The sequence below is a fragment of the Pseudomonas sp. HK3 genome, assembly GCF_052920985.1.
The window spans coordinates 1-25726 of the sequence record NZ_JBREXD010000006.1 but is presented as its reverse complement, the minus strand read 5'-3'; the positions used below and the strand labels follow the sequence as shown (position 1 = coordinate 25726).

Genomic DNA, 25726 nt, shown 5'->3' with positions numbered 1-25726 from the left:
ATACTTGTTCGACCATTAATTGTCGGCTCATTTTAATGGCTAGCTGATGGTTCTGCGCTGTCACATGCCCAAGATCGACGCCACTTAAGTGCGACAATACCCGCTCACTTCGTAGTACTCTGTGGCACATCCAGCCTCTTTGCACCTGTTGTGCAAGGTGATTAAGCAACAACATAATGGTTGTCGGTTTGCTTTTTAAATGTCGCAGTACATGGTCGTCATCACTAAAGCGCATGTGTTGATCGCTCAACATTTGAGACCATTGCCTTAGGCTAGGCCATTGTGCACGCTCTAACATTTGTTGGGATAACTCGGGTAGCTGGATCTGACGACCAATCATGCGGTATACATCTTCAAGCAAGCAGCCAAATATTGATTTTTCTACATTCGCGCTGCCTTCAAAATCATGTTGCACTCGATATTGCCATTCACTCATTTTGCCATAACCCACATGCCACATGTACCACGTAGGTGCCCCCGCTAAAATAGTCGCCCATTTTAACTTTTCACCAGAACCGCTATGGGTTTGCTGCGCCCAATGATCCACAAGCGTACCAGCCAAAGTACTCACCGCTTGGGCTTGTAGGTAGCCTTTTTGCTGCGCATCACTTTTATGAAGCGTCATTTTGGGTGCTTGTTTAATGTAATGAATCACGCCCTGCATGCCCAACATGGTCATCACATGATTCAAGTTCAAAATGGCTGTATCAGAATTGGCACTTTTCGCGATTAGCCGCTAAGAATAAATGCAGGCACAAAGCAGGGTCTCGCTCAATGGTGTGGGCCATATCAGCAAGAGACGCCCCCGATTTAATTTGCTTAGTAAGCAGCTGGGCTGAGACTTTTAAGATGGGCAATTGAGCTGATGTGGCCAATTCAAGCCAAGCTCGCGCCCCTTTCGTGGTTTTTACTTCCATTCGATTTGAGGAAAGCCCTTTTCTAAACTTTAATTAACTATAGTCGGACTTTGAGCAAACTGGCCCACGGATTTGTCCTTTAATTTTTTAAAGACAAACGGGCTTAGAGGGACAACAGGAATGTTATTCATAGTTGGTTTATTTGTTGTGTGCTTCAGTGTGGTCTACGGCTACATTGGAAGCCATGGTGTACTCGCTGCGCTTTGGCAGCCCTATGAGTTCTTGATCATATTAGGTGCCGGCATTGGCGCTCATATTATTAGCAACCCCGGCCCCATACACATGGATACCTTTAGAGTATTGCCGCAGGTGGTTACCGGTGGCAAAGCCAATAAAGCCATGTACATGGATTGCTTAAGTTTAATTTACGACATTCTTAATAAAAGTCGCAAAGAAGGCATGATGTCTATCGAAAGCGACGTAGAAAACCCACAACAAAGTGGTGTGTTTTCAAAATACCCTGCGATTCAAAACAACCATGCTTTAGCCGATTTCATTGCTGATTACTTTCGTTTAATTGCAGCCGGTAACATGCAAGCCCACGAATTAGACGCACTAATGGATATGGAGATCGACGCTCGGCTGCACGAGTTAACTGGGCCTGCTACTGCCATGCAAAAAATCGCAGACGCCATGCCCGGCTTCGGAATCGTAGCCGCAGTATTGGGGATCGTGATAACCATGGGCGCCATTGATGGCCCCATGGAAGAATTAGGCCGTCACATCGCCGCCGCATTAGTCGGCACCTTCTCTGGCATCCTGTTTGGTTACGGTTTCTTTGGCCCCATCGCCAGTAAAATGGAACACAATGCCCACGAAGAAATAAAGCTCTATGAATCGGCCAAAGCGACCATAGTTGCATCAGTGAATGGCTTGCCTCCACAGCTGGCCGTCGAGTTTGGCCGTAAAGTACTCTTCTCTCATGGTCGGCCAACCTTTAACGAGCTCGAATCAAAAGTAAGAGGCCGTTAATGATAAACACCCCCGCGTGATTTGAGGTCATAACATGGATAAGTTTGACCAACAGAACATCATCATCAAACGCGTAAAAAAAGGCGCCCATGCTCACCATGGTGGCGCATGGAAAGTGGCGCTTGCTGACTTTGCCATGGCTATGATGGCGCTGTTTTTAATTCTATGGTTAATCAACTCATCTAACGAAGAAGAAATCGCCGCTGTCGCCGGCTACTTTAATGACCCAGCCGCCTATGAAGATGGGAAAAGGGTCCCCAGTAAATGGGTCATTGATTTAGGCGGTAGCCCCTCGGTACAAAATAATGTGGCCACCAGCCAAACCGTCGACCCAACACAAGTGTTGCAAGCAGAAGAAATTGAAAGTGCCGCCGAGGCTATTGAACAAGCACGCCTAGAATCAATGGAGGCGGAGTTCCAAGAAAAAATCAATGACAGCGCCACGCTGAGCCCCTACAAAGATCAAGTGAAGGTGGATATCACCAGCGAAGGGTTGCGTATTCAAATTGTGGATAAAACCAACCGCCCCATGTTTGACCCAGGTTCATCGCGCTTAAAATATTATGCCGAAGATATTTTGTACGAGTTAGCCCCTATTCTAGGTTCTGTGCCCAACCGCGTGTCGATTACTGGTCACACCGATAGCAGCGGCAACTCCAATGTTTGGGACGCAGGTAACTGGGAGCTTTCCGCTAGTCGAGCCAATGCCGCTCGCCGCGCACTGGGTGATGCGGGGCTGCCAGAAGTTAAAATTGCACAGGTGGTCGGCATGGGGGATAAAGCGCATTTTAATATTGAAGACCCAACCGACCCCATTAATCGACGCATTGCCATTGTGGTGCTAAACAAACGCACTGATAAAGCGATAGCCTCCCGTGCGGGTGGTTACAACGCTGATAAAGACGCACAAGATGCGGAAGGTGATGTTGGCGAGGTCGATGAAGAGCGCGACGAAGCCGTCAGTAAAACCGGTAGCATATTGCAAGAACTTCAAGAACGCAGCAAGGATACAAAACAATATGATCAAGCACCGCCCGATGTACAAGATGATGCGTTCTGGTAATCGTTTAATCGCATACGTCATTATTATGCTGACCGCCTTTGCCACTTACGCAAAGGCTGAGCCCGTGGCAAAAGTCGTATTTATTAAACCCAAGATGATGATTGAATCAGATAAGGGGATAACCAAACTCGCGCAGCGAGGGGATGATATTTTTCGACTCGATACAATTCATACTCAGCAAAACGCACGAGCAATTATCCGCTTTAGCGACAGCACGGTACTGACGCTAAGCAGTGATACGACCATGCATATTGATGACTTTATTTTTAACCCGAATAAAAAACAGGCTAGTTTTGAGTTCATTAAAGGTGCATTTCGAATTGTCACTGGGGCTATAACAAAAGCAGCCTCACCCAACTTTACCGTCAACACACCCATCGGCACGATTGGCATTAGAGGCACTGATTTTTGGAGCGGTAATTTACAAGATGATCAAAGCATTGATGTGGTATTACTAGAGAGTGATCACACATTAGAAATTAGCAATGAATTTGGTAAAGTCGTATTAACTCAAGCTGGCGAAGGCACGACGCTAAAACCGAATATGCCGCCTTTATCCCCTCGTAAATGGCCACAAAAAAAACTCGATAAAGCCCTTAATTTAACGCAAACCAAGCAGCCTTAGCTATGTGGTTCAGCGTTTAAAAAATAAAATTCAGACTTTACCAATAACACATGGGGTTGTTTGTATATTCGAAGGCAAGCTAATCCTATTGTAACGTCGCTGAAACTGACTCACCCTATTCTAAAATTGAACACGTTCTCTCGCACAATGATCACTTGCGCTGACCCGATTAGTTTAGCCAAAGGTACATAAAGTGAATGCTTAAATCTTAAGAGTATAATTTTTCATTGAATAAGCTCACTATGATATATAATGACACACTGTGTTATTAACAAAAAAACGAATATTTTATATCACCGATTTTGTCTTTGTATTTTAAACTACCTAATAAGAGATATAGATATATCTTATTAGTCTGCTGATAATATAGGGTTGAAAATTATAATGTGGACCTGCCGTGTCATCCAATAGTTCGTTAGAGTCTCAAAAAAACCCGATTTTAAGCGGCTCAATTGTGAGCAATTTTTTTGCGTTGTTTATTCCATCGATTATTGGCTTGCTGGCATTCTCTTCTGCATCATTAATCGACGGTATTTACATTGGTAACTTTGTCGGTGCAACCGCATTAGCCGCCATTAATCTTTTGATTCCGTTTCTGACCATCGTATTTGGCATCGGCTACATGTTAGCGGTTGGTGGCTCGGTGCGCGGTGGTAAATATATAGGCCAAGGACACTTTAATCGAGCGTCATCGGTCTTTAGTAAAATACTGATTATTTGCATATCTATGTCTTTAATCACAGTATCTCTAGGTCTGTATTTTGAAGAAGGCCTCTTTCGAGCATTAGGTGCCACACCAGAATTAATGCCATTAATGAGTGAATATTTTCGTATACGCTTTCCATTCATGATTGCCGAAATGTTTATCATTGTAATGTATTACTTTGTGCGCATTGATGGTTACGCGAATTTCTCGGCCATTGGGATTTTAATGTCGTCGATCATTAATATTATTTTGGACTATTTTTTTGTAGTAGAACTTGAGTGGGGACTAGCCGGTGCGGCATGGGCCACAGGCTTTGCACAAATATCGGCTTTTGTGTTTTTTACCACTTATTTCATGTCTAAAAAACGAAAGCTATATTTTAGATTTAAGCAACAAAATTGGCTAGAGGTGATGCATGCCAGCTTTAATGGTTTATCTGAATTCATCAACGAGGTGAGTGGCAGTATCATTGCGTTTATTTTGAATTGGCTACTGATTACAACGGCCGGTACGAACGGTGTCGCGGCCATTACTATCATTAACTATTTATTATTCATCGGCATTATGGTGGTGTATTCAATCTCTGAAGCTTGCCAGGTATTTGTCAGTCAAAATTTTGGAGCGGGTAACATTGAACGCATCAAACAATACACGATAATCACTGCAATCGCCTGCGCGATTACCAGCTTTGTTTTCATCTTGTTGTTACTTGGCTTCACAGAACAAATGGTTTCTATGTTCTTAAACGATGATAGCGAGGACGCGGCTAAGCTAGCCATTGATTACGTAGACATCTTATGGCCAATCTTTTTAGTGAATGGTTTTACTATTTGTATTTCGGCCTACCTAACCGCCCTTCATGCGGCAAAAGAATCTGCCACCATCGCATTATCTAGAGGGCTTATTCTGCCAAGTTTATTGATATTTATACTCTATTACTATGCCCCAAGCATTCCTTTCTTGTGGGCACTGCCCATAGCAGAAGGTTTAACCTTTTTACTGGCGATGGTGTTATTTTTACGCAATCAACCCCATAAGCATATCGACTCAGTTAAGCACGATTAAAATCAAAGCTTAATACGTCTTTTATAGATGAGCTATTTTGCTTAAGCATTAAAATACGATCTAACCCAATTGCAACGCCGCTGCAATCGGGTAAACCTTGTTCAAGTGCTGCCAAAAAATGCTCATCTAATACTCGGGTACTGCCATAACGTTCAGCCTGTGTTTTAAATCGATTTTTCTGCTCAGATAAGTCCACCAATTCGTGGTAACCATTCGCAAGTTCTAAGCCGTTCACATATAACTCAAACCGTTTTGCCAATGGGTTACTGTCATTGTCTTCGAACGTTCGGGCTAGCGCCGCTTGACTGGCAGGGTAATTAAAAATAAACACCATAACACCTTGCGGTAAACTCGGCTCGACCACATGGCTCATAATGATATCTAAACACTCATCACGACTGAGCGTTAAATCCTGACCTACAAACTCGGTTACACGATCTCTCAGCTCAATATCGTCAGCATTAAATACATCTAAATTCGCATATTGCTTAAGCGCTTGTGCATAACTTAAATCAATACGACGCTGAAGATATAAAAAGTCACCCACTAACTGGGCCACTTCGTCCATTAATGTTTTTAAATCAAACGCCAAGCGATAGTATTCCAGCATGGTGAATTCAGGGTTATGCCTGCGCCCCACCTCGCCATCGCGAAAAACTTTACAAATTTGATAAATATCGCCGCTGCCCGCTGCTAGCAAACGCTTCATTGGGTATTCTGGGGAGGTGTGTAAATACATAGGTTGATCGCAAGCTTGTGCGATAACAGGCTGCAAATTGGCATCATCAACTGCGGCTTTTGACAACACAGGGGTTTCCACTTCCATCACATCGCGCAAACGAAAAAACTCGCGCACATACGCGTTTAACTTTGCACGTTGTTGGAGTGATTCAATAGAAGCGGAAGGTTGCCAAGGCATTATTAAGTCCCTTTATGTAAAGTGCTCATTACACTGGACAAGCGACGCTCAAACAGAAAACACGTCACGGTGTTATCCAGTGTCATTATGTTTGTAGGTTGAATATTGTCAGGTGTAAAAAAGGTGGGCCACCCTACCATTTAATAGGCTTATCGCTCACTGAGGTGTAATACAGTAAATAAATAAGTCGGGCATTGCCCGACAGATTGATCGCAAGCGTCGCTTTGGTTTTCTAAAACTTACTCGCCTTTAGCGCGAGAAACATAATCACCAGTACGTGTATCGATACGCAGAACCTCACCGATGTTGATGAACAATGGCACACGCACCATGGCGCCTGTGGTCAAGTAAGCTGGCTTAGAACCACCTTGAGCAGTATCGCCTTTCAGACCTGGATCTGTCTCAACCACTTCAAGTTCAACAAAATTTGGTGGGGTTACAGAAATTGGCGCGCCGTTGTACAAAGTAACTTCGTACTTCTCTTGCTCTTTTAGCCAGTTTTTGGTGTCGCCTACTGCATCTGGGTGAGCGGGATACTGCTCAAATGAGCCATCTGTGGCCATGAAGTGGTAGAACTCACCGTCGGTGTATAGATATTCCATGTCGTAATCCATTACGTCTGCACCGTCTAGTTTTTCACCAGACTTAAACGTACGTTCCCAAACACGACCGGTTTTCAGGTTACGCATTTTCACACGATTAAAGGCTTGGCCTTTGCCTGGCTTAACAAATTCGTTCTCTAAGATGGAGCATGGGTCGCCATCTAACATCACTTTAAGGCCGGATTTAAACTCGTTAGTTGAATAGTTCGCCATGGAAAGTCACCGATTAGCTTGGAGTATCAAAAAATTAAGGGCGCTATAATACCCCATATCAAAGGCTTTAGGCAGTAGCTAGAAATTCGCTATATCGCACAAAGCCATGTGCAAATGACGCAAAATAGCCCAAAATACACTATTTGCTCTATATAAACGGTTTAAAGCCGTCTTTGGTTGCCGCGTTTGTCATGAATACACCACACATCAATATTCACTCTATCACTGCCAGTGGCGATGAAAGTCCATCATGGCAGCAGCAACTCGCCAATATCTCTTATAGCGCCCATGAGTTGCTAACCTATCTTGAGTTGCCAAAATCGTTGCTACCGGCGGGTATTGAAGGGGCTAATGATTTTCCGATTCGTGCACCAATGGCGTATATAAATCGCATCGAAAAAGGCAATGTACACGACCCGCTGCTCCGCCAAATTTGGCCATTGCTTGAAGAAACGCAAACACCACCAACCGGCTTTGTGCTTGACCCATTAGGTGAAGCCAGCAGCAACACAACACCTGGTATTGTGCATAAATACAAAAATCGTGTGTTATTAATTGTGAATGGCAGTTGCGCCATTCATTGTCGTTATTGTTTTCGTCGTCATTTTCCTTATGACGATAACCGCTTAAGCCGCCAGCAGTGGCTTGATACACTCGAATACATAAAACAGCGCCCAGAAATTAATGAAGTGATTTTAAGTGGCGGTGACCCACTATCCAGTTCAGACAAACGTTTATTTGATTTAATCGACGCGATTGAAGCGATTCCCCATGTAATTCGCCTACGTATTCATAGTCGCTTGCCCATTGTGATTCCGGATCGTATTAACGATGACGTTGTTAAACGTCTACAGCAAAGCCGATTGAAAAGCATTATGGTGGTGCATGCCAATCACGCTAACGAAATTGATGAACATGTGGGTCACGCACTGCAAACGCTCAAACACGCTGGCATTCATGTTTTAAATCAAAGCGTGTTATTAAAAGGGGTGAACGATAACGCGCAAAGTCTCATTGACTTAAGTGAGCGCTTATTTGAATTTGATGCTCTGCCTTATTATCTTCACTTACTTGATCCGGTTGTGGGCGCTCATCATTTTGATGTAAGTGAGCCTATCGCCACACAGTTAATTTTACAGATCCAAAAAACACTGCCGGGTTTTCTTGTGCCTAAGCTTGTGCGTGAGGTGGATGGGCGGGCGTCTAAAACCTTGATTCCTATTTAGACTAAACAGCAGATACAAAAAAAGGGCTTTCGCCCTTTTCATCATGGCTTATTATATATTAATCACCATCAGTAAAATTAAACCCTAAACTAACATCAAGGGCGTCTGGAAGTTCACGTTTAAAGTTGCCATCTAATGTACCGGCGGCGGCTTTAAAATCTATCGAATTTTCAGCGGTAATTGCAGTACGTAGTGTGGCAATGTTTTCTTTAAGATACGCCACCGTACCCGTCAAACCCTTATTTTTCATAATGGCATTTAGGCTGACCGAACTTTTATTCGTGCCCGCTAATACTTCATCCACTGACAGTATGGAGGCTTCAACACTTTGCCAAATAGAACCCGAAATTTGGCTCGTGCTTTCCGTTACATCTCTATTTTTTAAGTAATCAAAATAATCTTGTACCGACACAGTGATTTTTGAAATAGCTGAATCACCCGAGTCATTCACATCTGCATCTTTTAATTCATCATTCGCTAACATATCACGAAAGCTTTTACCTTTTTCAGCGTAGTTACTCACCCAGCCTTCTTGAATCTCATTGATTTTCACAAGCAATTGACTCGATAACGCCGTTAATACTTGGCACTTGCGGGCCTGAGTAGAAAATTCATTCAGCACATCCGATACAACACCAGATTGCGTATCCGTTGTTTCAAAAATAGTGACCTCTAGAGGTAAAAAGCCCACAAGGCTCGAGCTTTTCTGTGCAATAAAAGAGTCGGTAATAGTCGTAGGTGTTGGGCCGTCGACCCATTCTTTGATCTTGTTGCGCACCGTTAACGTTTGGTCATTGCCTTTATTAAAGCGAAAATAATCAATGTACGCGTAAATAGGTTCAACAATATTAATATCCAAGCCGCCTTCTACTGGCCCAAATTTAAACGGTAATACTTGATACCACGCTTTATTGGTTTCTTTCCATTGCTGTTGAAGGCTCAGCAAGTTCGCTTCGTTGGTGTTTCCCGCAGCACAAAACAGTTCTGCGCTGTTATCCAGTAATTGAGCTTGGCTTTGAAGGTTATTCACAGTGGGGATAATTGTATTATCAGCCACTTGAATGGCGGCTACATCGACCTCACTGCCAAGTTTTTTTGATGAGGTAGAGCTTTCACTGCCACAGCCTGTTAACACAAAGCTGTAGGCTAAAGCCAAAATGACGGTTTTTACAGTGCGAACATTCATAAACATATAATATCCAAATACAGGTGTTTAATACGTCACCTGACTAATTTATCTATACCGGTAGCGTGACCGTCATCATGTGGTTGTCCCAGCTTTTATCTGCAAAGTACAACCGCTTAGCTTTATCTTCTTTTAAGGTATCACTGCTGATTTGGCGAATCTTACCAGCTGAATTAGATAGCACAAAATAACGTTCATCCGCGCTGAGCGTTAAACCGCACACATCATGGAATAAGTGATAACCCTGCAAGCTTAAATCATCCAGATGCCAAAACATCACCATATTGCCCTTGGGGCTCGTAAAAGCCGCCAAACGATTCTGACTATGAACCTTAACACTGCCCATATAATCATTGAGTTTACTGATTAAACCCGTTGGTGCATTTAATACTTCAATGTCATGCCCATCTTTATGCACCGCCGCTAATGGCACGAGATGATCGTCACTCATGGCGGCGCGCTGTACTTGTAACGCAATGGCAACGGTGCCATCAGCTGCCACATCCAAATGACGAATACTCGCCTTTGGCTCGGCCAATACATGCTCGCTAATTAACTGACCATTCTCACTATTAATGTAAGCAAGCGTTGAACGCATGGATTCATAATTTAATACTGTACGCCCACTATCCGGATGCGTACGTAAACCACCATTGGCCACGACTAACGTTTTATCATCTGGCATCAATGCCATTTCATGGGGGCCAATGCCGTAACTACTAAAACAGCCCTTAAACGCTAACGTGTTGGCATCACGTACCGTGACCTTACCTTCACCAGTCACATAATTAGATTCAGTATAAAAAAGTTGCGTACCATCAGCACTGTAACAACCATGCCCATGCATATGATGGTTTGGCTCACTGTGAAAAACGTGATCCACTTCGCCACTTAGGGTATTTACCCTTACTGCTAACGTACCAGGGCGACGGCTAAACATCATAATTTCTTCAGGCTTCGTCGGGTTTTGACACATACCATGGCCACGAAAACCGGACAATGCACCATGGCTTTGCTGCGCATTTGGGTCTACCCAACCTAAACTAAAATGTTCGTCATCACGCCCTTGTGCTGACAACCAGATCTCACTGGCACGAGCTTGACTAAACTGTGAAAACAAAACACCCGCCACAGGTGCCGTAACGCCCAGCGCTAATATAGACTGAACAAAACGTCGACGAGTAATGGGCTTATTAATTAATTTTTGACTCATAACATCACAATGAATATACAAATTCCATTAAGGCTTCACGTTGCAAAACAGGCAAATGAATAAACTTGTCTTTCGCATTTTCGGCTTCACCACCGTGCCACAAGATCGCTTCTTCTACATTGCGCGCGCGGCCATCATGCAGCAAAACATGGCTGCCACTGACACCAGGCTGATCACCTAAATTCCACAAAGGTGCCGTACGCCATTCTTGGCCACTGGCTAAAAATTCAGGGCGATTATCCGCTAGCTCTGGCCCCATGTCATGCAGCAACAAGTCCGTATATGGCCAAATCTCTTGCTTGGATAAATGTGTAAACCGTTCACTTTTGCCAGTCACAAATCGCGGTTGATGGCACTGGTTACAACCCGATTGGTAAAACAGCTCCCGCCCTTTCAACACTGCTTTAGTTTGAGGGTTTTGCCGCTTGAGCGGAGCAAGGTTACGATTAAAGTCCACCACTAGTTCGAGTAAATGCTTAGGCAACTCGACACCTTCGTCATCATTGCCTGTTATTTGTCTCACACAGTTTTCCTGTTTAGCTGTGCAAGGCTGGTTTGGAAATAAATAATTGGTAATACCAATATCATTGGTAAAGGCAGCGGCAACTATCATTTCTAATGTGGGTTTATTGCTTTTTAAACCAAAACGGCCAGGTTTCACCGTTTGCGACTTTACATCCCATACCTGATTTACTCGACCAGATATTCCGTCTTGATTTTTATCCGCCTCATCCGCTAAGGCATTAATATCTTGTTGCTCAATCAATTCAAGCAAGCCCATACCATGAATAGAGGGTGCCACACGAATACTCAACAAGGTATCGTCACCTAAAGGACCATAACCCAAATAGCGAAAATCAATAGTGGGTTTGCGCAACATGACTTCACGGCCATCAGGGAATACAAATTTTGATTCCTGCCACTGCACATGCATATAAGCTTCAGGCGCAACATCATGAGGGATATTTTTTGCACTTTCTATATGGCGTAATTGATGAGAGAGCGAGGTAGATTGATGTTGAATTTGGTCGCCATACACAGGGTGCGGAACCAAACCTTGTTGCTGCAACAGCTGGGCGGTTGCACTTGGGTCGTTGTGTGATTTACCCACACGCACCAACGTTGTAGAAAGCGGTGTTTCGCTGTTATCTGGAATAGTCCCCTTGCCACCTTTAATATGGCACGCCAAACACGTTCGAGCATTATAAACAGGGCCCAAGCCATCACGGGCCGTAGTGGTCGTCGGCGCTTTAATCCAAGGCTGATTTGCCAATGCTTTACCAGCATGAAAGTTCGGCTTCAATTCACTTGTCATGTTAGCCGCTGGCTTTTCTAAGCTAGCAAAGGGCTTGATAGAAACCGACGTTTCTCCCCCCGGTAATAACTCAGATTCATTATACGGCGGCGCTTGCGTGGCACGATAATCCAATGCCGGCGAATACACATCACAGCCACTCAACAACCAGCATGTTAAAGCTAAAATTCTTTTCATAACGCGTACTACCTGAACAACAAAATGCAGATTTCAAACCGCAGAAAGCCGGGCAATGCCCGGCTTTAAAAAACACTCAAACTAACCGTGACGCTTAGTCACACGTTACGCCAGGTGTTGTTGTGTCACATGAAGAAGCATCATCATCGACTACATCACCTAAACCTAACTCAGTGGCAATATCTTGAATCGCATTTGACTGTTTATTCAAAGCAATTATCGTTAATGCAACAGGGTTCGTCGCGTTACGGTTTTCATCCATGATTAATACATCAAATGGGAAACCTTCGCCCGCTTTTGTATCAATTGCTTTGTAATTCGTTTCTGTAACAGCAAACTTAGCTGCCGCTTCGTCCGCTAAAGAATCTAAACCCACATCACGCAAGTAATCATTGATGCCGTAACCATTTACTTTATTTGTGATAACGTCATCCGTACCATTTTGATCACTATCATAACCCGCATATTGACCATAAAAGCTGTTTGATACGCCTTCAGCGTTTAGCCAAACATCACGGTGAGTATTATCAGAGAAACAAGAATGCTCGTCTTCTTGAGAGTTAGAAGAATACGCAATTTGCATACGCTCGCCAGCCAACTCACCTTCAGACAAAGTACCCATACCCGTTAGGATTTCTGTTAGTTTTTGCTTAGCTTGGCTTTCGTTAGCGATGGTTGTGAAAGCAGTACGGTAATCGGCACCCGCTTTCCAACCGTCACGTACGCTTTCTAAGTCAGCGATTAATTTATCAACCGCAACTTCTAAATAGGCATGACGACGAGCAGCATCAGAAGCTGGGTTTGCAACATCTATAGTGAAGTCTGTTAAAAGACGTTGTCCACCAGCAACACCCGTGTTTACAGCCGTATGACGATCCGTTCCATTTGTTGTTCCGTTATTACCGTTTAGATCTTGGCCCCAAAGCAAAAATTCAATGGCATGGTAACCGGCAATAACATCATGCTCATCGCTGGCCGTTGCTGTGTTTGCAAGTAAAGCAGCGTTAATCGTAATATCAGATTGAATGATATTTTGATTAGCAACCGTTCCATCTACTACGCCGTTAGAGTTAATCTCAGCGCTATTGGCCGTCACACCGACCTGGCTAGCCGTGAAGTCTGTTGCATTAGTTTGAACATAATCGATTAGTGCTTCACCTAGTGGCCATGCATTTAGGTCACCTTCTGGCCCGTCTTCACTTGAGTAGTCAGTTGAATCAATTGGGCTATTACGGAAACGATATACTTCTGTTTGGCCGTAAGGTTCACGCGAAACCAACCACGCTTTTTTGGCGGCTTCTAGGTTGGTTGCATCAGGTGTAGTTTTGAAAGTAGCCAATGCCGTTTTCAATGCTTTAGCCGTCTCAACCGAATCGGTGTAAGCCGCCAATGCAATGTCTGCATTGGTGCTGAGTACTGCTTCTGCTTTTTCCATGTTGATAGCGGGGGCCGAATCACTGTCGCTTGAGCTGCCACAAGCCGTTAGAAAAGATACTGCTGCTACGCAAGCGGCCAATTGATTAAGTTTCATACGAGTCCCTGATGCTTTTTTAGTAGAATGAGGTTAAATATGAGCCGCACAGTAATACAAATGAAAATGATTAGCAATAACTAAGGAGTATGAGAACACTTATCATTTTAATTCCTCCATCTTTATAGTAATATCCTCGCTGGCAGTAAGGCCTTATACCTGTGGTTTGCATTACATGATCAAGATTAACGCCCCCATTAAGCTCAGTTTCATCATCAGCTCTTTTTTATTTGCCCTCATAGGCTGTGGTAGCTCTAGCAATGATCCCGCTATCAGTACAAAAGAAGCACTTGGTGAAAAGCTCTTTTCTGATCAAAACCTATCGTTCGACCGTACCCAATCCTGTGCCACTTGCCACAGCCTTGAGCACGGTTTTGTGGATAATCGCATTAACGCAACTTATCACGCATCACACGTTTCAGCGGGGTCGCTCGGCGATAACGGAGTATCCATTGGTGATCGCAATGCGCCTACTGCAGCTTACGCCGCATTTAGCCCTGACTTTAAATACGATTCTCGCACTCGCGTAAAAAATCAAAAATCAACAATTGGTCATTACACAGGTTTTATCGGCGGACAATTTTGGGATGGCCGTGCAAAAGATTTAGCCGCACAAGCTGGTGGCCCGCCACTTAATCCTGGTGAAATGAACATGCCAAGCAAAGCAGCCGTCATCGAGCGCATCAAAGAAAATACAGAATATGTGGAAACATTCGAGCGATTATTCTCGAGTGATATTTTTAATGATGTTGATACCGCTTACGACGCAATGACAGAGGTTATTGGCGATTTTGAATTTAAGAATCGCGAAACGTTTTTCCCTCTCAATTCGAAATACGATGCATCTTTGAGCGGTGACTATGTTTACGACCCAAATAGCAAAGCAGCTCTTGGTAAAACCTTATTTTTCTCTTCTGATTTCACCTGTGCTGCCTGTCATCAATTGCGTGAAATCGGTGTGGCGGGGGAAATTTTCACAAGCTTTGAATACCATAACATCGGCGTGCCTGAAAACACCGCCCTACGTGCTATTAATGGGGTAACCGTTCCTGACTTAGGCTTATTTAATAATCCTATCGTGAATGAAAAGTCAGACGCAGCAAATCATAAAGGTAAATTTAAAGTACCTACATTGCGTAATATTGCCTTAACTGCACCCTATATGCATAACGGTGTATTTAACGAATTAGAAACTGTTTTAAAATTTTATGAACATGCAAAATTACGCGGCTTAAACCGTCCAGACGCAAGTTTAAATCCAGAAACAGGTATTGCTTGGGCGGCACCCGAGGTAACGGACAACATTGAACATGATATCTTAAGTAAAAATGATAAAAACCTTACGCCTGAGAATATTGAGGCCATGGTATGCTTTTTTATGAGCTTAACCGATGCCAAGTACGAGCACCTACTTGATACACAAAAAGTAACACGTTGCGGCCTGTAACATATTTATAAAGGCCCTGCGGGGCCTTTCTTTTTTCTAATATTTATTTCTCTACACAATTTCCCAGCGGAGTCTGTTGTGTTTTATTTTAAAAAACCAATTGCCATCACCTTTATCACAAGTTTTGTCCTTACGTTGCCAGTCTTCGCTGATGAACAAGCGACAGCCTTAGAAAAAATGTACATCACAGGTGGCGCAGACGATATTCTTCGCCAACCAGGCTCTGCCACCTTAATTGACGATGTTGCACTCGAAAAGTTTGAGTACACCGATATTCACCGAGTATTAAATGCAGTGCCCGGCGTTAATCTGCAAGAAGAAGACGGCTATGGCCTACGCCCAAATATTGGCTTACGCGGCACATCACCTGAACGCAGTAAAAAAATCACCATTATGGAAGACGGCGTACTTTCTGGCCCGGCTCCTTATGCCGCACCCGCCGCTTATTATTTCCCGAATATTTCGCGCATGAGTGCAGTTGAGGTATTCAAAGGCCCAGCCACGATTCAATATGGCCCTGCTACGGTAGGCGGTGCCATTAACATGGTCAGCCGACCAATCCCTTACAACTCTCAAGGTGAATTAGATTTACAATACGGCAGTGATAATTTTCAACGTTTAAATGTATACCAAGGTCAGCAAGTGGGTGACTTTGGTTATTTAATTGAAGGGCTGCGTGTTAGTGCCGATGGCTTTAAAGATTTAGATAAAGGCGGTGATACGGGTTTTGAACGCAACGATATTAATGTTAAAACCAGCTGGCAGACATTTGGTCAATATAATCACTCATTTGTTTTAAAACTGGGCTATGCCGATGAGCTTTCAAATGAAACCTATTTGGGCTTAACCCGTGATGATTTAGATGCCAACCCTTACCGTCGTTACAACGCTTCGTCGTTAGATGAAATGGAATGGACCCATGAACAATTCCAGCTGACTCATCAAATGGATGTACAGGACGTAAAAATCACATCCGATGTTTACCGCAACAATTTTGATCGAGATTGGTTTAAGGTCAATGGTTTCAAAGCATTAAAAGATAATGGCGATGCTAATGTTTCCATTCAGGATGTATTGGCCGACCCAATCACCTATCAAACCTATTACCAAGTCTTAAGCGGTCAAGCCGCCAGCAGCAATAGCGATGAGTATTTGCGCATTGGTAATAATGGTCGCATCTTTGTTTCACAAGGGATTCAAACTCGCATTAATATGCCAGCAAACATGTTTGGTTTGAATCACGAAATTGAAATAGGCATTCGTTATCATGAAGACGAAATCAAACGTAACCATAGCGAACAATACTTCGCTACTTTAGCCGATGGCTCACTGCAAGTGGTGACTGATTCCCTGCGTACAACCACGCTCAATAAAAACGATGCGCAAGCCTTGGCTATTTATGCGAAAGATCAAATGCACTTTGGTGACACTACTATCACCGCGGGGATTCGCCACGAAGAAATTATTTCGACCAAGACCACTTATGGCCAGTTTACGGGTATTGCTGAGCAAGAAGATAAATTAGAGCAGTCGGTCACCTTACCCGGTATTGGTATCTATTCGCAGCTCAACCAACGCTTTGGTGTCTTAGCCGGTATTCATAAAGGCTTTACAGCTGCCACACCCGGTGGCAGCGGTGACATCAAACCAGAAGAAAGCATTAATTATGAGATGGGGTTTCGGTATTTTGGTTTAGGTCATGCTGAAGTCATCGCCTTTTTAAATGATTACACCCAATTCAGTGGCACCTGTAGTTTTGCTCAGGGCTCCTGCTCAAACGGCGCCGTTGGTGAGCAAACCAATGCAGGAAACGCACAAGTCTACGGTATTGAAGCAAGCTGGAAACATGAAAAGCAATTAGACCATTTCAAACTGCCGCTGAGCGCAACCTATACTTATAGTCATGGTGAGTTTGGCGAATCCTTTAAAGATGTCAGCGGTGCGTTTGGAGAAAAAGATCTTGTTATCGAAGATGGATTTGAAATTGGTTATTTACCTGAGCACCGCCTAAATCTTCAAGCGGGTATCGGCCAAGAAAAATGGCAGGCGAATATCTCTGTGCTTTACCAAAGTGATATGCGTAATATTCCAAGTTCAGGTGCTATTCCCGTGACGGATAAAATAGATGAGCACACAGTGGTGGATGTATCGGCAAGCTATGAGTTAAAGCACAACATCAAACTTTATAGCTCAATAGATAACGTATTCGATCATGAATATGTTGTATCAGCCAAGCCTTATGGCTATCGCCCAGGCAAACCACTGTCGTTTCATGTGGGCACAAAATTTACTTTTTAGATAATACTCACGTATGAATTGGCAGGTGCTATCTTATCGTAAGCGCCACCCATTCATACGTATTGCTTTCGCTAGGTTTGCATAATCGATGTAACAACAACGCATTGTTTAACCGTTAATACTGGTGCCTGTCCATTCAATAAACCCCAAATCAGCAAGCTGTTCTTCTGAGACAGGACGCTTAATTTTATTCAGTACACCCTCCACAATCACTTTGTCTTTCAAAGGGCGTTTATACATCCAACCTTGTTCTGATGTTGAATGGATAATGATTCGACTATAGTCCTGATCACCAGCCAATTCAGCTCGATACTCATCAACATAAACCCATACTTTTTGTGCGATAAAATAGTAAGGCCACTTACCGTCCGCCTCCCACAGGTCATCAACATGTACAAAATCTCTTGGCGTTTTTCGCATTAGCCGTGCCTCTATTTGCAAAGAAGAAGTCTATATCGATAAAGCAGCACGCAATAGGGTTAGATTCTGAAAAATATAGGGGTACAGATGACAAGCGGCGTTTTTATTCTTCTATTGATTGTCCTCAATTAAACGGCCTAACGACCTTAATGCCGCCATTCTTTGAGCGGTCCATTCATGCGCAAAACTTAAACGTAAGCAATGACGATAATTGGGTTGAGCTGAAAACAAGATGCCAGGCGTAATGGTAATGCCTTTATGCTGTGCTCGCCCATACAGCAATGCTGTATCAATATTCGCATCTAACTCAACCCATAAACTTAACCCACCTTTGGGTTTACTCCAACGAATCGCTGAGGGTAAGTAGTCAGGTAAAAGATGTTGTAGCTGAAGACATTGACTGGCTAAGCGTGTGCGCTTGTTTCGTAAATATTGATCAAAATGACCTCGCTGAATGTAGTCCGACAAACCTTGTTGCACACTGGTACTCACCGATAACGTCGTCACGATTTTTAAACGTTTAATTTGTTCAACAAAATCACCCGCCGCTATCCAACCAACACGAATATCACGGGATAAACACTTCGAAAAAGATGAGCAAAGCAGTACTGTATTTGAATCATCATATGAATGAATCGTTCGAGGACGTTGCAAACCAAAAAAAAGTTCGCTGTATATATCGTCTTCAATAATGACAACATCATGATGCTGGCATATTCGCAAGACCGACTGTTTATCATCCTCGCTCAGAGCAGCACCGGTTGGTGTTGAATAGTTAGGCGAAATAATCAATGCGCTAACCTCCCATTGCTCAAACGCGCTTGTCATCGCATCAATTGAAATACCCGATATAGGAGAGCTTGGTAACTCTAATATCTGTAAGCCTAATGCTTCAATTAATTGAATCGCTCCATAAAACCCAGGTGACTCAATCGCCACAACCGCACCTGGCTGAGTTGTCGCCATCAATGCCAACTGCAAAGCATGTTGGCAGCCACTGGTAATAACAATGTCATCGGCTATTAAGTGTGAGCCACCTGCATGCAGCCGATTGACAATCTGTGCACGCAAGGTTGGTGAGCCCAACGGCGTATCGTAATAATTTTGTTCATAACTAAAGGCTTTACGATAGGCTCTAGAAAAACTGCGACGCAGATTAGGGTTATCTTGATCTTTAGCCGAGCTTGGCAACAAATCAAACGCGGCTCCTTTTTCCATAATATCAACCACCACTTGATGAGTAGAAACACGCGCTGGAATCACCGCTGGGTTACTTAACGGTAGGTTTATCATTTTGGCATGAGGCATTACGCTATCCGACACGATAAAACCAGAACGCGGCCTAGACTCAATATAGCGTTCGGCTTCGAGTAACCCATAAGCCGTTATGACCGTTGATTTAGAGAGTTGATTTGCCTCACACAGCGCTTTGATAGAGGGCATTTTCTGCCCTGGCAACCACAGCCCAGATTGTATTTCTTCTTTGAGGGTTGCAGCTAAAATTTGGTAACGATGTTGTTTCATACCATTCATACAGCCGTGGGTAATTAGCCGTCAGTGTAATTCATTTGCACTGAGCAAAATATCATCCTGCATATACTTATCACCGTCAGTATCCATATGATCACCCTATTCTCTCCCTCATTTTTCATCGTGTTATTTTTCTTAATTAGGCTTAAAAAATGCTAGGTAATACACCTAAATACGCTAATATTGACGCCAATCTCGCCATTTTTGAGCTTTTAGCATGTGAATTAAGCATAAATGTTGGCGAATAATGACGTTAGTAATTAGTATTTAACTTATTACCGTTCAAGGAAGAATGGATTTGTAGCATTTCACAATGCTCAGCCCCTTAAAAATTCAAAGAGGAATTTCAATTGCTGGCTGAAATTGACGAGAGAAATATCATGGAAGGGCTTAATGGTAACATGCGTATTTCTGTCCCAGACATACAACAAAGCAGCCTCAGCTTTTGCGATGGCAGCGTAAGTGGTTTTGAAGCTTGGAGCAAAAAACTACCTATGGCCAATGTGGGTGCCGCAGCCAAACTATTGTACCAAGCCAGCCGAGAATTAAACCTTACCCAGATCAACCCCATAATGCGTTATAAAATGCTCGAAATTATTCGCAGCCAAATTTACAGCATATGCGAATTGCTCGGTAAGCGTTTCTTAAACCAATCGGTTGTCTTAAACGACAACGATCTTAAAATTGTGATGCTCGCGCAAACCCTACAAAACCAGCTGGCCATCGGCTACAAACACATCATTCTTAATATTGCCGATGCGCCGGTTAAAAAAAATGACACCCCAAAGCTGCTTACGTTTGCTATTCATCGTGCGATTAGCGACTTAAGTCAAACCATATTACGAGCGTTTCAGCTGTACAATCAGTCCCCTAAAAACGCATGGTTAGAGCTGCATCAGCTTTATATATTAGCCGAGAGCAAACAAATCCAACTGTACGATGTAAAAGACAGCCAAGGCGTTTTTCGAGCAAGTACCACTATTTTTGATAGTTATGTGCGTATTCTATTACTGGGTTGTAGCAAACCCAATCAGTTGCGTCAGTCTGAACAGGCAAACCTATATGCCGCAACCGAACTGTGGAGCAACTTAACCAAGTTAGCATCAAACACAGACAGCCAAGCACAATTCGTATTCATGGCCACTGGTGATAGTGCGCCAGTTTATCGTTCATTAGTGAAAACCACATTATCCGGTTCGGTACGTACTTTTAACCCAGGTGCGTTAGTCCAAGCACTTCAAAAACACCTGAATAAAGAAGCGAATATCATTACCGTGCCTGGCAATATATCTGAATCTTTACTCAGCCACTTACTGCACGCTTGGGGCGGAATGAAGGAACGCAGTTTTAGACGCACCCAGAATTCTGGCGACATACAGATTGGCATTGGGTTAGTGTCTTCTCACTTTTTTTGTGCACGTGAGAAAAGCTTCCCGTACTTGTTAAAAAAATGGAATGTAGAATTAGCCGAAAACAAACCCAAAAACAAGCGGGGCGGCGATGTGTGGGACAACAGCTTTGATGCTGGCAATAGTTTTTCTCATGATGCCGAGAATATTGCATTCGATAGCATTGCGTTTATCAGCAAAAACACCAGTGAAAATGACGATGAAGATACAGGGCCAAAAGGCAAAGAGCTAACAGCCCAAATAGAAAATACGAGTCCAGGCGGCTATGGCATATTTTTATCTGATCCTCCTGCCACCGTGCAAACCGGTGAGCTGGTGATTATCAGAGAGCCTAGAATCAATAACTGGTCCGTCGGTTCGATTCGCTGGATCCGTTCACGTCAAAATATGCCGGCACAACTCGGCATTGAATTACTGGCTCCAAAAGCGGAACCCGTAGCTGTGCGTATACTCAATAAAACAGGAGAAAATGGCGAGTACTTACGCGGCATTCGCTTACCTGCACTACCCGCGGCGGGCCAAGAAGAAACATTATTGCTACCGATACTGCCATTCAAAGTGGGCAGTAAAGCCGAATTAGTTGATGGCAACATGCAACAACGCATTCAACTGATCAAACGTCAGTCAACATCAAGAAGCTTTGTTCAGTACCACTACCAGTCTTTAACTCAAGTGCTTACCGAGCCGCCCAAGAAAAGCAAAGATAGCAATACTGACGATGAATTTGCATCGATCTGGGACAAGCTTTAGCAAAGGGCTCGTCTCAAACGGCCTTGGCGTCTCTTCAATTCAATACAAGCGGCTATAATTACCTGATAAACGGTACTTTTTCACACTAAAAGCCATCCGTAGTACTTAAAGCAAACGACACAACCCGTTATAATCGCCAGAACACCCACTATTTATAAGAACGGCAGCGAGCTTAATTATATGCAGGCTAAAGAAGCGATTCGATTGCTGATTTGTTCAGAATCTCAGCACGAAGCTGAAACAGTCACCAGTCTGTTGCGTAACGCTGGACACGCCACTCGAGCGCATATCGCTCAAGATATGGCCACGCTTAAGACTAAGCTCAACGATCAAGTTTGGGATGTTTGCCTGTGCTACATGGAAATGAGCCAACTAAATGGTAAAGACGTATTAAATGAAATTCAGCGTCAAGGTAAAGACATTCCTACCATTTACTTTCACGATGAAATTGATAGCGTTATGGCAGAAAAAGCCATCAAAAGTGGTGCGGTTGACCTTGTTCCCTCCGGTGAGTACAACCACATACTGCAAGTGGTATTAAGAGAAATAAAAAACCTTAAGTTGCGCCGTGAACTGCGTGAAGCCGAAGCGTTATTACGTGAGGCGGAAAAACGCTGCCAAGTTCTATTAGAAAGCGCACAAGATGCCATTGCTTACATTCAAGATGGCATGCACTTGTTTGCAAACGACAGTTACGCCTCTGTTTTTGGTTACGACGATTCTGACGACCTGCTCACCATTCCATTAATGGATATGGTTTACAGCAAAGACCAAGGTCGATTTAAAATATTCTTAAAAGACTTTAACTCCGGCAAAACCCGTAACGCTGAATTTCAATGCAAGATGCTTGATATAACAGGCAAAGAAGTGAATAGCCGCATGATGTTTGCTCGCGCGACTTACGATGATGAGCCTTGCATACAAGTGATGATACGTTCCAATACAGGCAGTGCCGACCTTGAAAGCAAACTCAAACTCATTAGTTCGCAAGATCTATTAACCGGCCTTTATAACAAACAATACTTCAACGAGAAATTAGGCGACGCGGTTGACCAAGCGGTTATTAGCGGCTCCAATGGGGCGATCGCCTACGTGAACATCGACAGCTTTGGTAAATGCAAAGCCAGTGTGGGTATTGAAGGCGCTGACATGGTCATCTGTGATGTGGGCCACTTAATTCGCAGCAAGTGTCGCGAAGAAGATTTAGTCGCCCGCATTGGGGAAGATGTATTTGGTATATTGCTACACGACAGCAAAGCCGAACAAGCTCAAGGTTTTGCGGACCATATTCGCAAGGCGATCCAAGAGCACTTAGTGGCCGTTGATCAACGTACCATTCAAGTAACCTGTAGCATTGGTGTGTCGTTAATTAATGAAAGCTCTCGCTCACCTAAAGACGTATTGCAACATGCTCACGAAGCAAGCTATCACGTACGCAAAATAGAAGGCTCCGAGAAAGGTAATGGCGTTTACCTATACAACCCAGCGCAATTAGCCAATACCGATAGCGAACGTCTAGAAGCTAAAATTCAAGACGCCATCAAAAACAACACACTTAAATTATTGTTTCAGCCAATTATTAATTTACGTGACGAAGCGGGTGAGCACTACGAGTCGCTATTGCGTTTAGTTGATAGTGATGAGACCGATATTTCGCCACAAAACTTCTTGGCCGATATTAGCCCAGAGTTAAAACGTAAAATTGACCGCTGGGTGATTCTCAATACAGGTAAGCGTTTAGCCCAGCAGCGAGTTCAAGGCCTTGATACACGGTTGTTCATCAACCTAACAAATGAATCACTGACAGACGAAACATTACTGCCGTGGCTGCATAAATTGCTGCAAGCATCAAAATTACCCAGCCATGCATTGATTTTTCAATTCACCGAAGCCGATGCCATCAACCACTTGAAACAAGCGCAATTCATGACTAAGTCATTGAATAAGCTAGGCTGTAAAGTCGCTATTAGTCGTTTTGGCTCCGCCATCGACCCATACAAATTGTTTGAACATATCCACAGTGACTTTGTAAAAGTCGATGGCTCGTTCACGCAAGAATTAAATACCGAACAAGGCATGGAGAGCTTGAAACAATTGTTAAGTGGTATCAGTGAACATGGTAAATCATCTATTGTCCCATTTGTCGAAAATGCCAACATCGTGGCACAATTATGGACAAGCGGTGTGAACTTTATTCAAGGCTTCTACTTAAGTGGCCCAACCACGCAAATGAATTATGAGTTCAACGACGACTGATACTGTCGACAAAAAATAGTGTAAAAAATAAAACAAAAAAGGGTTCCTACTTTTCAGCACGAACCCTTTTTTTATTTAGCTCTTATACGTAAGCGATAACTTAAATATCGTCGCGATCGCGAATACCCAATAAGTACAACACGCCATCTAAGCCTAGGGTTGAAATGGCTTGTTCTGCATTTTGGCGAACCAAAGGCTTGGCACGAAACGCTATACCTAAACCTGCTTTGCTTAACATAGGTAAGTCGTTTGCACCGTCACCCACCGCGATGGTTTGCTCAAGTGAAATGCCTTCATTTTTAGCGATTTCTTCTAGTAAAAACGCTTTGCGTTCACCGTTAACGATGGTGCCGGTTACGTTACCTGTAACCTTCCCATCAACGATTTCTAATTCGTTAGCGTGCACATAATCGATGCCTAACTTCTTTTGCAAAAACTGACCAAAGTATTGAAAGCCGCCGGATAAAATAGCGGTTTTATAACCCAGTTTTTTAAGGGTTGAAACTAAACGCTCTGCACCTTCGGTAATGGGCAAACGTGCTGCCACTTGTGCTAAAACAGATTCGTCTAGCCCTTTTAACAATGCAACGCGACGCTGGAAGCTTTCATTAAAATCGATCTCGCCGCGCATGGCGCTTTCGGTAATGGCAATGACTTCATCGCCCACACCCGCTTCGATGGCCAGCTCGTCGATGACTTCGGCTTCGATAAGCGTGCTGTCCATATCGAACGCCACTAAGCGACGATTACGACGGAACGGGCTATCCGCCTGCATGGCGATGTCCACACCTAAATCGCTAGACACTTGTAAGAACTCAGCACGCATAGCGGCTTGATCAGCATGACCACGCACTGAGAATTCAACACTGGCCTTGTTTGGCCCTTGGCTCTCATCGTCTTCTAATGGGATACGACCTGACAAGCGGGAAATATTGTCAATGTTTAGCTCATAACGCGCGACGACTTCGGTCACACGAGCTATGTGTTCGGCTGTTAGCTTACGAGCTAACAACGTAATAATATGGCGAGGCTTGCCTTGAGCTGCGACCCAGCTTTCATACTTTTCAGTCGATACCGGCGTAAAGCGCACCGACATACCCAATTCATGACTACGAAACAACACATCTTTTAATACGGCAGCCGACTCGGCGGTACCGGGCATTTCAGCCAGTATCCCCAAGGAAAGATTGTCATGGATTTCCGCTTGGCCTATATCTAATATGTTCACACCATATTGGGCCAAAATACCGGTAATATGAGCGGTCACACCCGGTTTATCTTCACCGCTGACCTTAATCAGTACAACTTCTTTCACTTGGGCACCTGTGTATCAGAGGAATTACAGCTGGTTAGCGTGTGCTTTTAACTCGGCAACCGCAGCACGTAGCTCATCGACTAAATCTTCAGTTTCATGGTTAGACAGTGCGCGGGCACGATCTTTACTCATAAAGAACAGGCCTTTTTCTAGTTGGGCTGTTTTCTCTTCTAGAAGCTTTTTAGTATCGCTCATGGTGTACACCTTTTATGCATCGAATGTAAAATCGGGGCTGATAGCCTGCTCAAAAAGGCCGCTATGATAAACCATTTAGCCTTTGTGCGTGAAACAAAAACAATTTTTGTTTTTTATCATTATAGTGAATCACGCTGTAGGCGCACACCTGAATTACCGATACTATTGGCCTCTGTTTTCATTATATTTGCCACTGCAATGACATTATTAGAAAAAAATTGGCCTTTAAGTATTCGGGCATTATTTATTGCGTTATTAATTTCCATTTTAGCCAGCACCATTCTAGGCTTGCCGATTACACGCTCAGCGGCTGAACACCTTGAGCAAGAGCAAGCTGATATGCGCCATACCTTGACGCGACAAGTAAGCTTACAAG

22 protein-coding genes are annotated in these 25726 nt (G+C 43.6%); 10 read left to right on the top strand and 12 right to left on the bottom strand.

Annotation, left to right across the window (positions count from 1 at the left end; all coding sequences use genetic code 11):
• On the bottom strand, nt 1–673 hold a 673-nt coding region (locus tag ACU6U9_RS23115), incomplete at its 3' end, for a hypothetical protein (protein ID WP_446737246.1).
• A 34-nt stretch (nt 674–707) separates the two neighbouring features.
• A complete protein-coding gene (locus tag ACU6U9_RS23110) occupies nt 708–917 on the bottom strand; it encodes a hypothetical protein (protein ID WP_446737245.1) in 210 nt (69 codons plus the stop codon).
• A 120-nt stretch (nt 918–1037) separates the two neighbouring features.
• Here ACU6U9_RS23110 and motA point away from each other — a divergent pair, with 120 nt between their 5' ends.
• The 4 genes from motA (at nt 1038) to ACU6U9_RS23090 (ending at nt 5348) form a co-directional block, all read left to right on the top strand.
• Nucleotides 1038–1889, top strand: coding sequence for a flagellar motor stator protein MotA (gene motA / locus ACU6U9_RS23105; protein ID WP_446733792.1), 852 nt, complete (start codon nt 1038–1040; stop codon nt 1887–1889).
• 34 nt (nt 1890–1923) lie between these two features.
• Nucleotides 1924–2952 carry a flagellar motor protein MotB gene (gene motB / locus ACU6U9_RS23100; RefSeq protein WP_446733793.1) on the top strand — a complete coding sequence of 343 codons (1029 nt, stop codon included), beginning with the start codon at nt 1924–1926 and terminating at the stop codon, nt 2950–2952.
• Complete coding sequence (locus ACU6U9_RS23095; RefSeq protein ID WP_446737244.1) at nt 2909–3577, top strand: FecR family protein; 669 nt, start codon at nt 2909–2911, stop codon at nt 3575–3577. Before motB ends, ACU6U9_RS23095 begins: the two co-directional genes overlap by 44 nt.
• Nucleotides 3578–3974: 397 nt before the next feature.
• Entirely contained in the window at nt 3975–5348 is a 1374-nt protein-coding gene (locus tag ACU6U9_RS23090; protein WP_446733795.1) for an MATE family efflux transporter, read from the top strand.
• Here ACU6U9_RS23090 and epmA read toward each other — a convergent pair.
• Nucleotides 5335–6267 (bottom strand): EF-P lysine aminoacylase EpmA, encoded by a 933-nt coding sequence (gene epmA, locus ACU6U9_RS23085; RefSeq protein ID WP_446733796.1) that lies wholly within the window; start codon nt 6265–6267, stop codon nt 5335–5337. The two genes, ACU6U9_RS23090 and epmA, sit on opposite strands and share 14 nt — an antisense overlap.
• 239 nt (nt 6268–6506) lie before the next feature.
• The gene (gene efp, locus ACU6U9_RS23080; RefSeq protein ID WP_446733797.1) at nt 6507–7082 is read right to left on the bottom strand and encodes an elongation factor P; all 576 of its coding nucleotides are present in this window, start codon (nt 7080–7082) and stop codon (nt 6507–6509) included.
• Between the two features lie 191 nt (nt 7083–7273).
• On the opposite strand from efp, the gene epmB reads away from it, so the two are divergent.
• Nucleotides 7274–8308 carry an EF-P beta-lysylation protein EpmB gene (epmB, locus tag ACU6U9_RS23075; protein ID WP_446737243.1) on the top strand — a complete coding sequence of 345 codons (1035 nt, stop codon included), beginning with the start codon at nt 7274–7276 and terminating at the stop codon, nt 8306–8308.
• Between the two features lie 58 nt (nt 8309–8366).
• Here epmB and ACU6U9_RS23070 read toward each other — a convergent pair whose 3' ends face one another.
• From ACU6U9_RS23070 to ACU6U9_RS23055, 4 genes are all read right to left on the bottom strand, one after another.
• A complete protein-coding gene (locus ACU6U9_RS23070; RefSeq protein ID WP_446737242.1) occupies nt 8367–9500 on the bottom strand; it encodes an imelysin family protein in 1134 nt (377 codons plus the stop codon).
• 46 nt (nt 9501–9546) lie between these two features.
• Entirely contained in the window at nt 9547–10707 is a 1161-nt protein-coding gene (locus tag ACU6U9_RS23065) for a DUF1513 domain-containing protein (protein WP_446737241.1), read from the bottom strand.
• Between the two features lie 4 nt (nt 10708–10711).
• Nucleotides 10712–12199, bottom strand: a complete 1488-nt coding sequence (locus ACU6U9_RS23060) for a di-heme oxidoreductase family protein (RefSeq protein ID WP_446737240.1) — start codon at nt 12197–12199, stop codon at nt 10712–10714.
• A gap of 94 nt (nt 12200–12293) precedes the next feature.
• The gene (locus ACU6U9_RS23055) at nt 12294–13730 is read right to left on the bottom strand and encodes an imelysin family protein (protein WP_446737239.1); all 1437 of its coding nucleotides are present in this window, start codon (nt 13728–13730) and stop codon (nt 12294–12296) included.
• Between the two features lie 175 nt (nt 13731–13905).
• Here ACU6U9_RS23055 and ACU6U9_RS23050 point away from each other — a divergent pair, with 175 nt between their 5' ends.
• Nucleotides 13906–15177 carry a cytochrome-c peroxidase gene (locus ACU6U9_RS23050; protein ID WP_446737238.1) on the top strand — a complete coding sequence of 424 codons (1272 nt, stop codon included), beginning with the start codon at nt 13906–13908 and terminating at the stop codon, nt 15175–15177.
• A 78-nt stretch (nt 15178–15255) separates the two neighbouring features.
• Complete coding sequence (locus tag ACU6U9_RS23045; RefSeq protein ID WP_446737237.1) at nt 15256–17475, top strand: TonB-dependent receptor family protein; 2220 nt, start codon at nt 15256–15258, stop codon at nt 17473–17475.
• A gap of 108 nt (nt 17476–17583) precedes the next feature.
• Here ACU6U9_RS23045 and ACU6U9_RS23040 read toward each other — a convergent pair whose 3' ends face one another.
• Both ACU6U9_RS23040 and ACU6U9_RS23035 read right to left on the bottom strand, forming a co-directional pair.
• Entirely contained in the window at nt 17584–17895 is a 312-nt protein-coding gene (locus ACU6U9_RS23040) for a hypothetical protein (RefSeq protein WP_446737236.1), read from the bottom strand.
• Nucleotides 17896–18006: 111 nt separating this feature from the next.
• Nucleotides 18007–19419 (bottom strand): aminotransferase-like domain-containing protein, encoded by a 1413-nt coding sequence (locus ACU6U9_RS23035; protein ID WP_446737235.1) that lies wholly within the window; start codon nt 19417–19419, stop codon nt 18007–18009.
• A gap of 386 nt (nt 19420–19805) precedes the next feature.
• Between ACU6U9_RS23035 and ACU6U9_RS23030 the strand changes: the two genes are divergently transcribed.
• Nucleotides 19806–21584, top strand: a complete 1779-nt coding sequence (locus ACU6U9_RS23030) for a hypothetical protein (RefSeq protein ID WP_446737234.1) — start codon at nt 19806–19808, stop codon at nt 21582–21584.
• Between the two features lie 180 nt (nt 21585–21764).
• On the top strand, nt 21765–23840 hold the full coding sequence (locus ACU6U9_RS23025) for an EAL domain-containing protein (RefSeq protein ID WP_446737233.1): 2076 nt from the start codon (nt 21765–21767) through the stop codon (nt 23838–23840).
• Between the two features lie 100 nt (nt 23841–23940).
• Here ACU6U9_RS23025 and serB read toward each other — a convergent pair whose 3' ends face one another.
• Nucleotides 23941–25155, bottom strand: coding sequence for a phosphoserine phosphatase SerB (gene serB / locus ACU6U9_RS23020; protein WP_446737232.1), 1215 nt, complete (start codon nt 25153–25155; stop codon nt 23941–23943).
• 24 nt (nt 25156–25179) lie between these two features.
• Nucleotides 25180–25350: a hypothetical protein gene (locus tag ACU6U9_RS23015; RefSeq protein WP_446737231.1), complete on the bottom strand. Its 171-nt coding sequence runs from the start codon at nt 25348–25350 to the stop codon at nt 25180–25182.
• 63 nt (nt 25351–25413) lie between these two features.
• Here ACU6U9_RS23015 and ACU6U9_RS23010 point away from each other — a divergent pair.
• Nucleotides 25414–25726: hypothetical protein (locus ACU6U9_RS23010; RefSeq protein ID WP_446737230.1), on the top strand; the 313-nt coding region annotated here is incomplete at its 3' end.

Bases quoted from the DNA above. Each gene is read 5' to 3' on its own strand.
- motB (WP_446733793.1), top strand. From the start codon at position 1,924: ATGGATAAGTTTGACCAACAGAACATCATCATCAAACGCGTAAAAAAA.
- ACU6U9_RS23070 (WP_446737242.1), bottom strand. From the start codon at position 9,500: ATGTTTATGAATGTTCGCACTGTAAAAACCGTCATTTTGGCTTTAGCC.
- ACU6U9_RS23030 (WP_446737234.1), top strand. From the start codon at position 19,806: ATGGAAGGGCTTAATGGTAACATGCGTATTTCTGTCCCAGACATACAA.
- ACU6U9_RS23095 (WP_446737244.1), top strand. From the start codon at position 2,909: ATGATCAAGCACCGCCCGATGTACAAGATGATGCGTTCTGGTAATCGT.
- ACU6U9_RS23050 (WP_446737238.1), top strand. From the start codon at position 13,906: ATGATCAAGATTAACGCCCCCATTAAGCTCAGTTTCATCATCAGCTCT.
- ACU6U9_RS23110 (WP_446737245.1), bottom strand. From the start codon at position 917: ATGGAAGTAAAAACCACGAAAGGGGCGCGAGCTTGGCTTGAATTGGCC.
- ACU6U9_RS23025 (WP_446737233.1), top strand. From the start codon at position 21,765: ATGCAGGCTAAAGAAGCGATTCGATTGCTGATTTGTTCAGAATCTCAG.
- ACU6U9_RS23015 (WP_446737231.1), bottom strand. From the start codon at position 25,350: ATGAGCGATACTAAAAAGCTTCTAGAAGAGAAAACAGCCCAACTAGAA.
- efp (WP_446733797.1), bottom strand. From the start codon at position 7,082: ATGGCGAACTATTCAACTAACGAGTTTAAATCCGGCCTTAAAGTGATG.
- epmB (WP_446737243.1), top strand. From the start codon at position 7,274: ATGAATACACCACACATCAATATTCACTCTATCACTGCCAGTGGCGAT.
- ACU6U9_RS23065 (WP_446737241.1), bottom strand. From the start codon at position 10,707: ATGAGTCAAAAATTAATTAATAAGCCCATTACTCGTCGACGTTTTGTT.
- ACU6U9_RS23035 (WP_446737235.1), bottom strand. From the start codon at position 19,419: ATGAAACAACATCGTTACCAAATTTTAGCTGCAACCCTCAAAGAAGAA.
- ACU6U9_RS23055 (WP_446737239.1), bottom strand. From the start codon at position 13,730: ATGAAACTTAATCAATTGGCCGCTTGCGTAGCAGCAGTATCTTTTCTA.
- ACU6U9_RS23060 (WP_446737240.1), bottom strand. From the start codon at position 12,199: ATGAAAAGAATTTTAGCTTTAACATGCTGGTTGTTGAGTGGCTGTGAT.
- motA (WP_446733792.1), top strand. From the start codon at position 1,038: ATGTTATTCATAGTTGGTTTATTTGTTGTGTGCTTCAGTGTGGTCTAC.
- ACU6U9_RS23040 (WP_446737236.1), bottom strand. From the start codon at position 17,895: ATGCGAAAAACGCCAAGAGATTTTGTACATGTTGATGACCTGTGGGAG.
- epmA (WP_446733796.1), bottom strand. From the start codon at position 6,267: ATGCCTTGGCAACCTTCCGCTTCTATTGAATCACTCCAACAACGTGCA.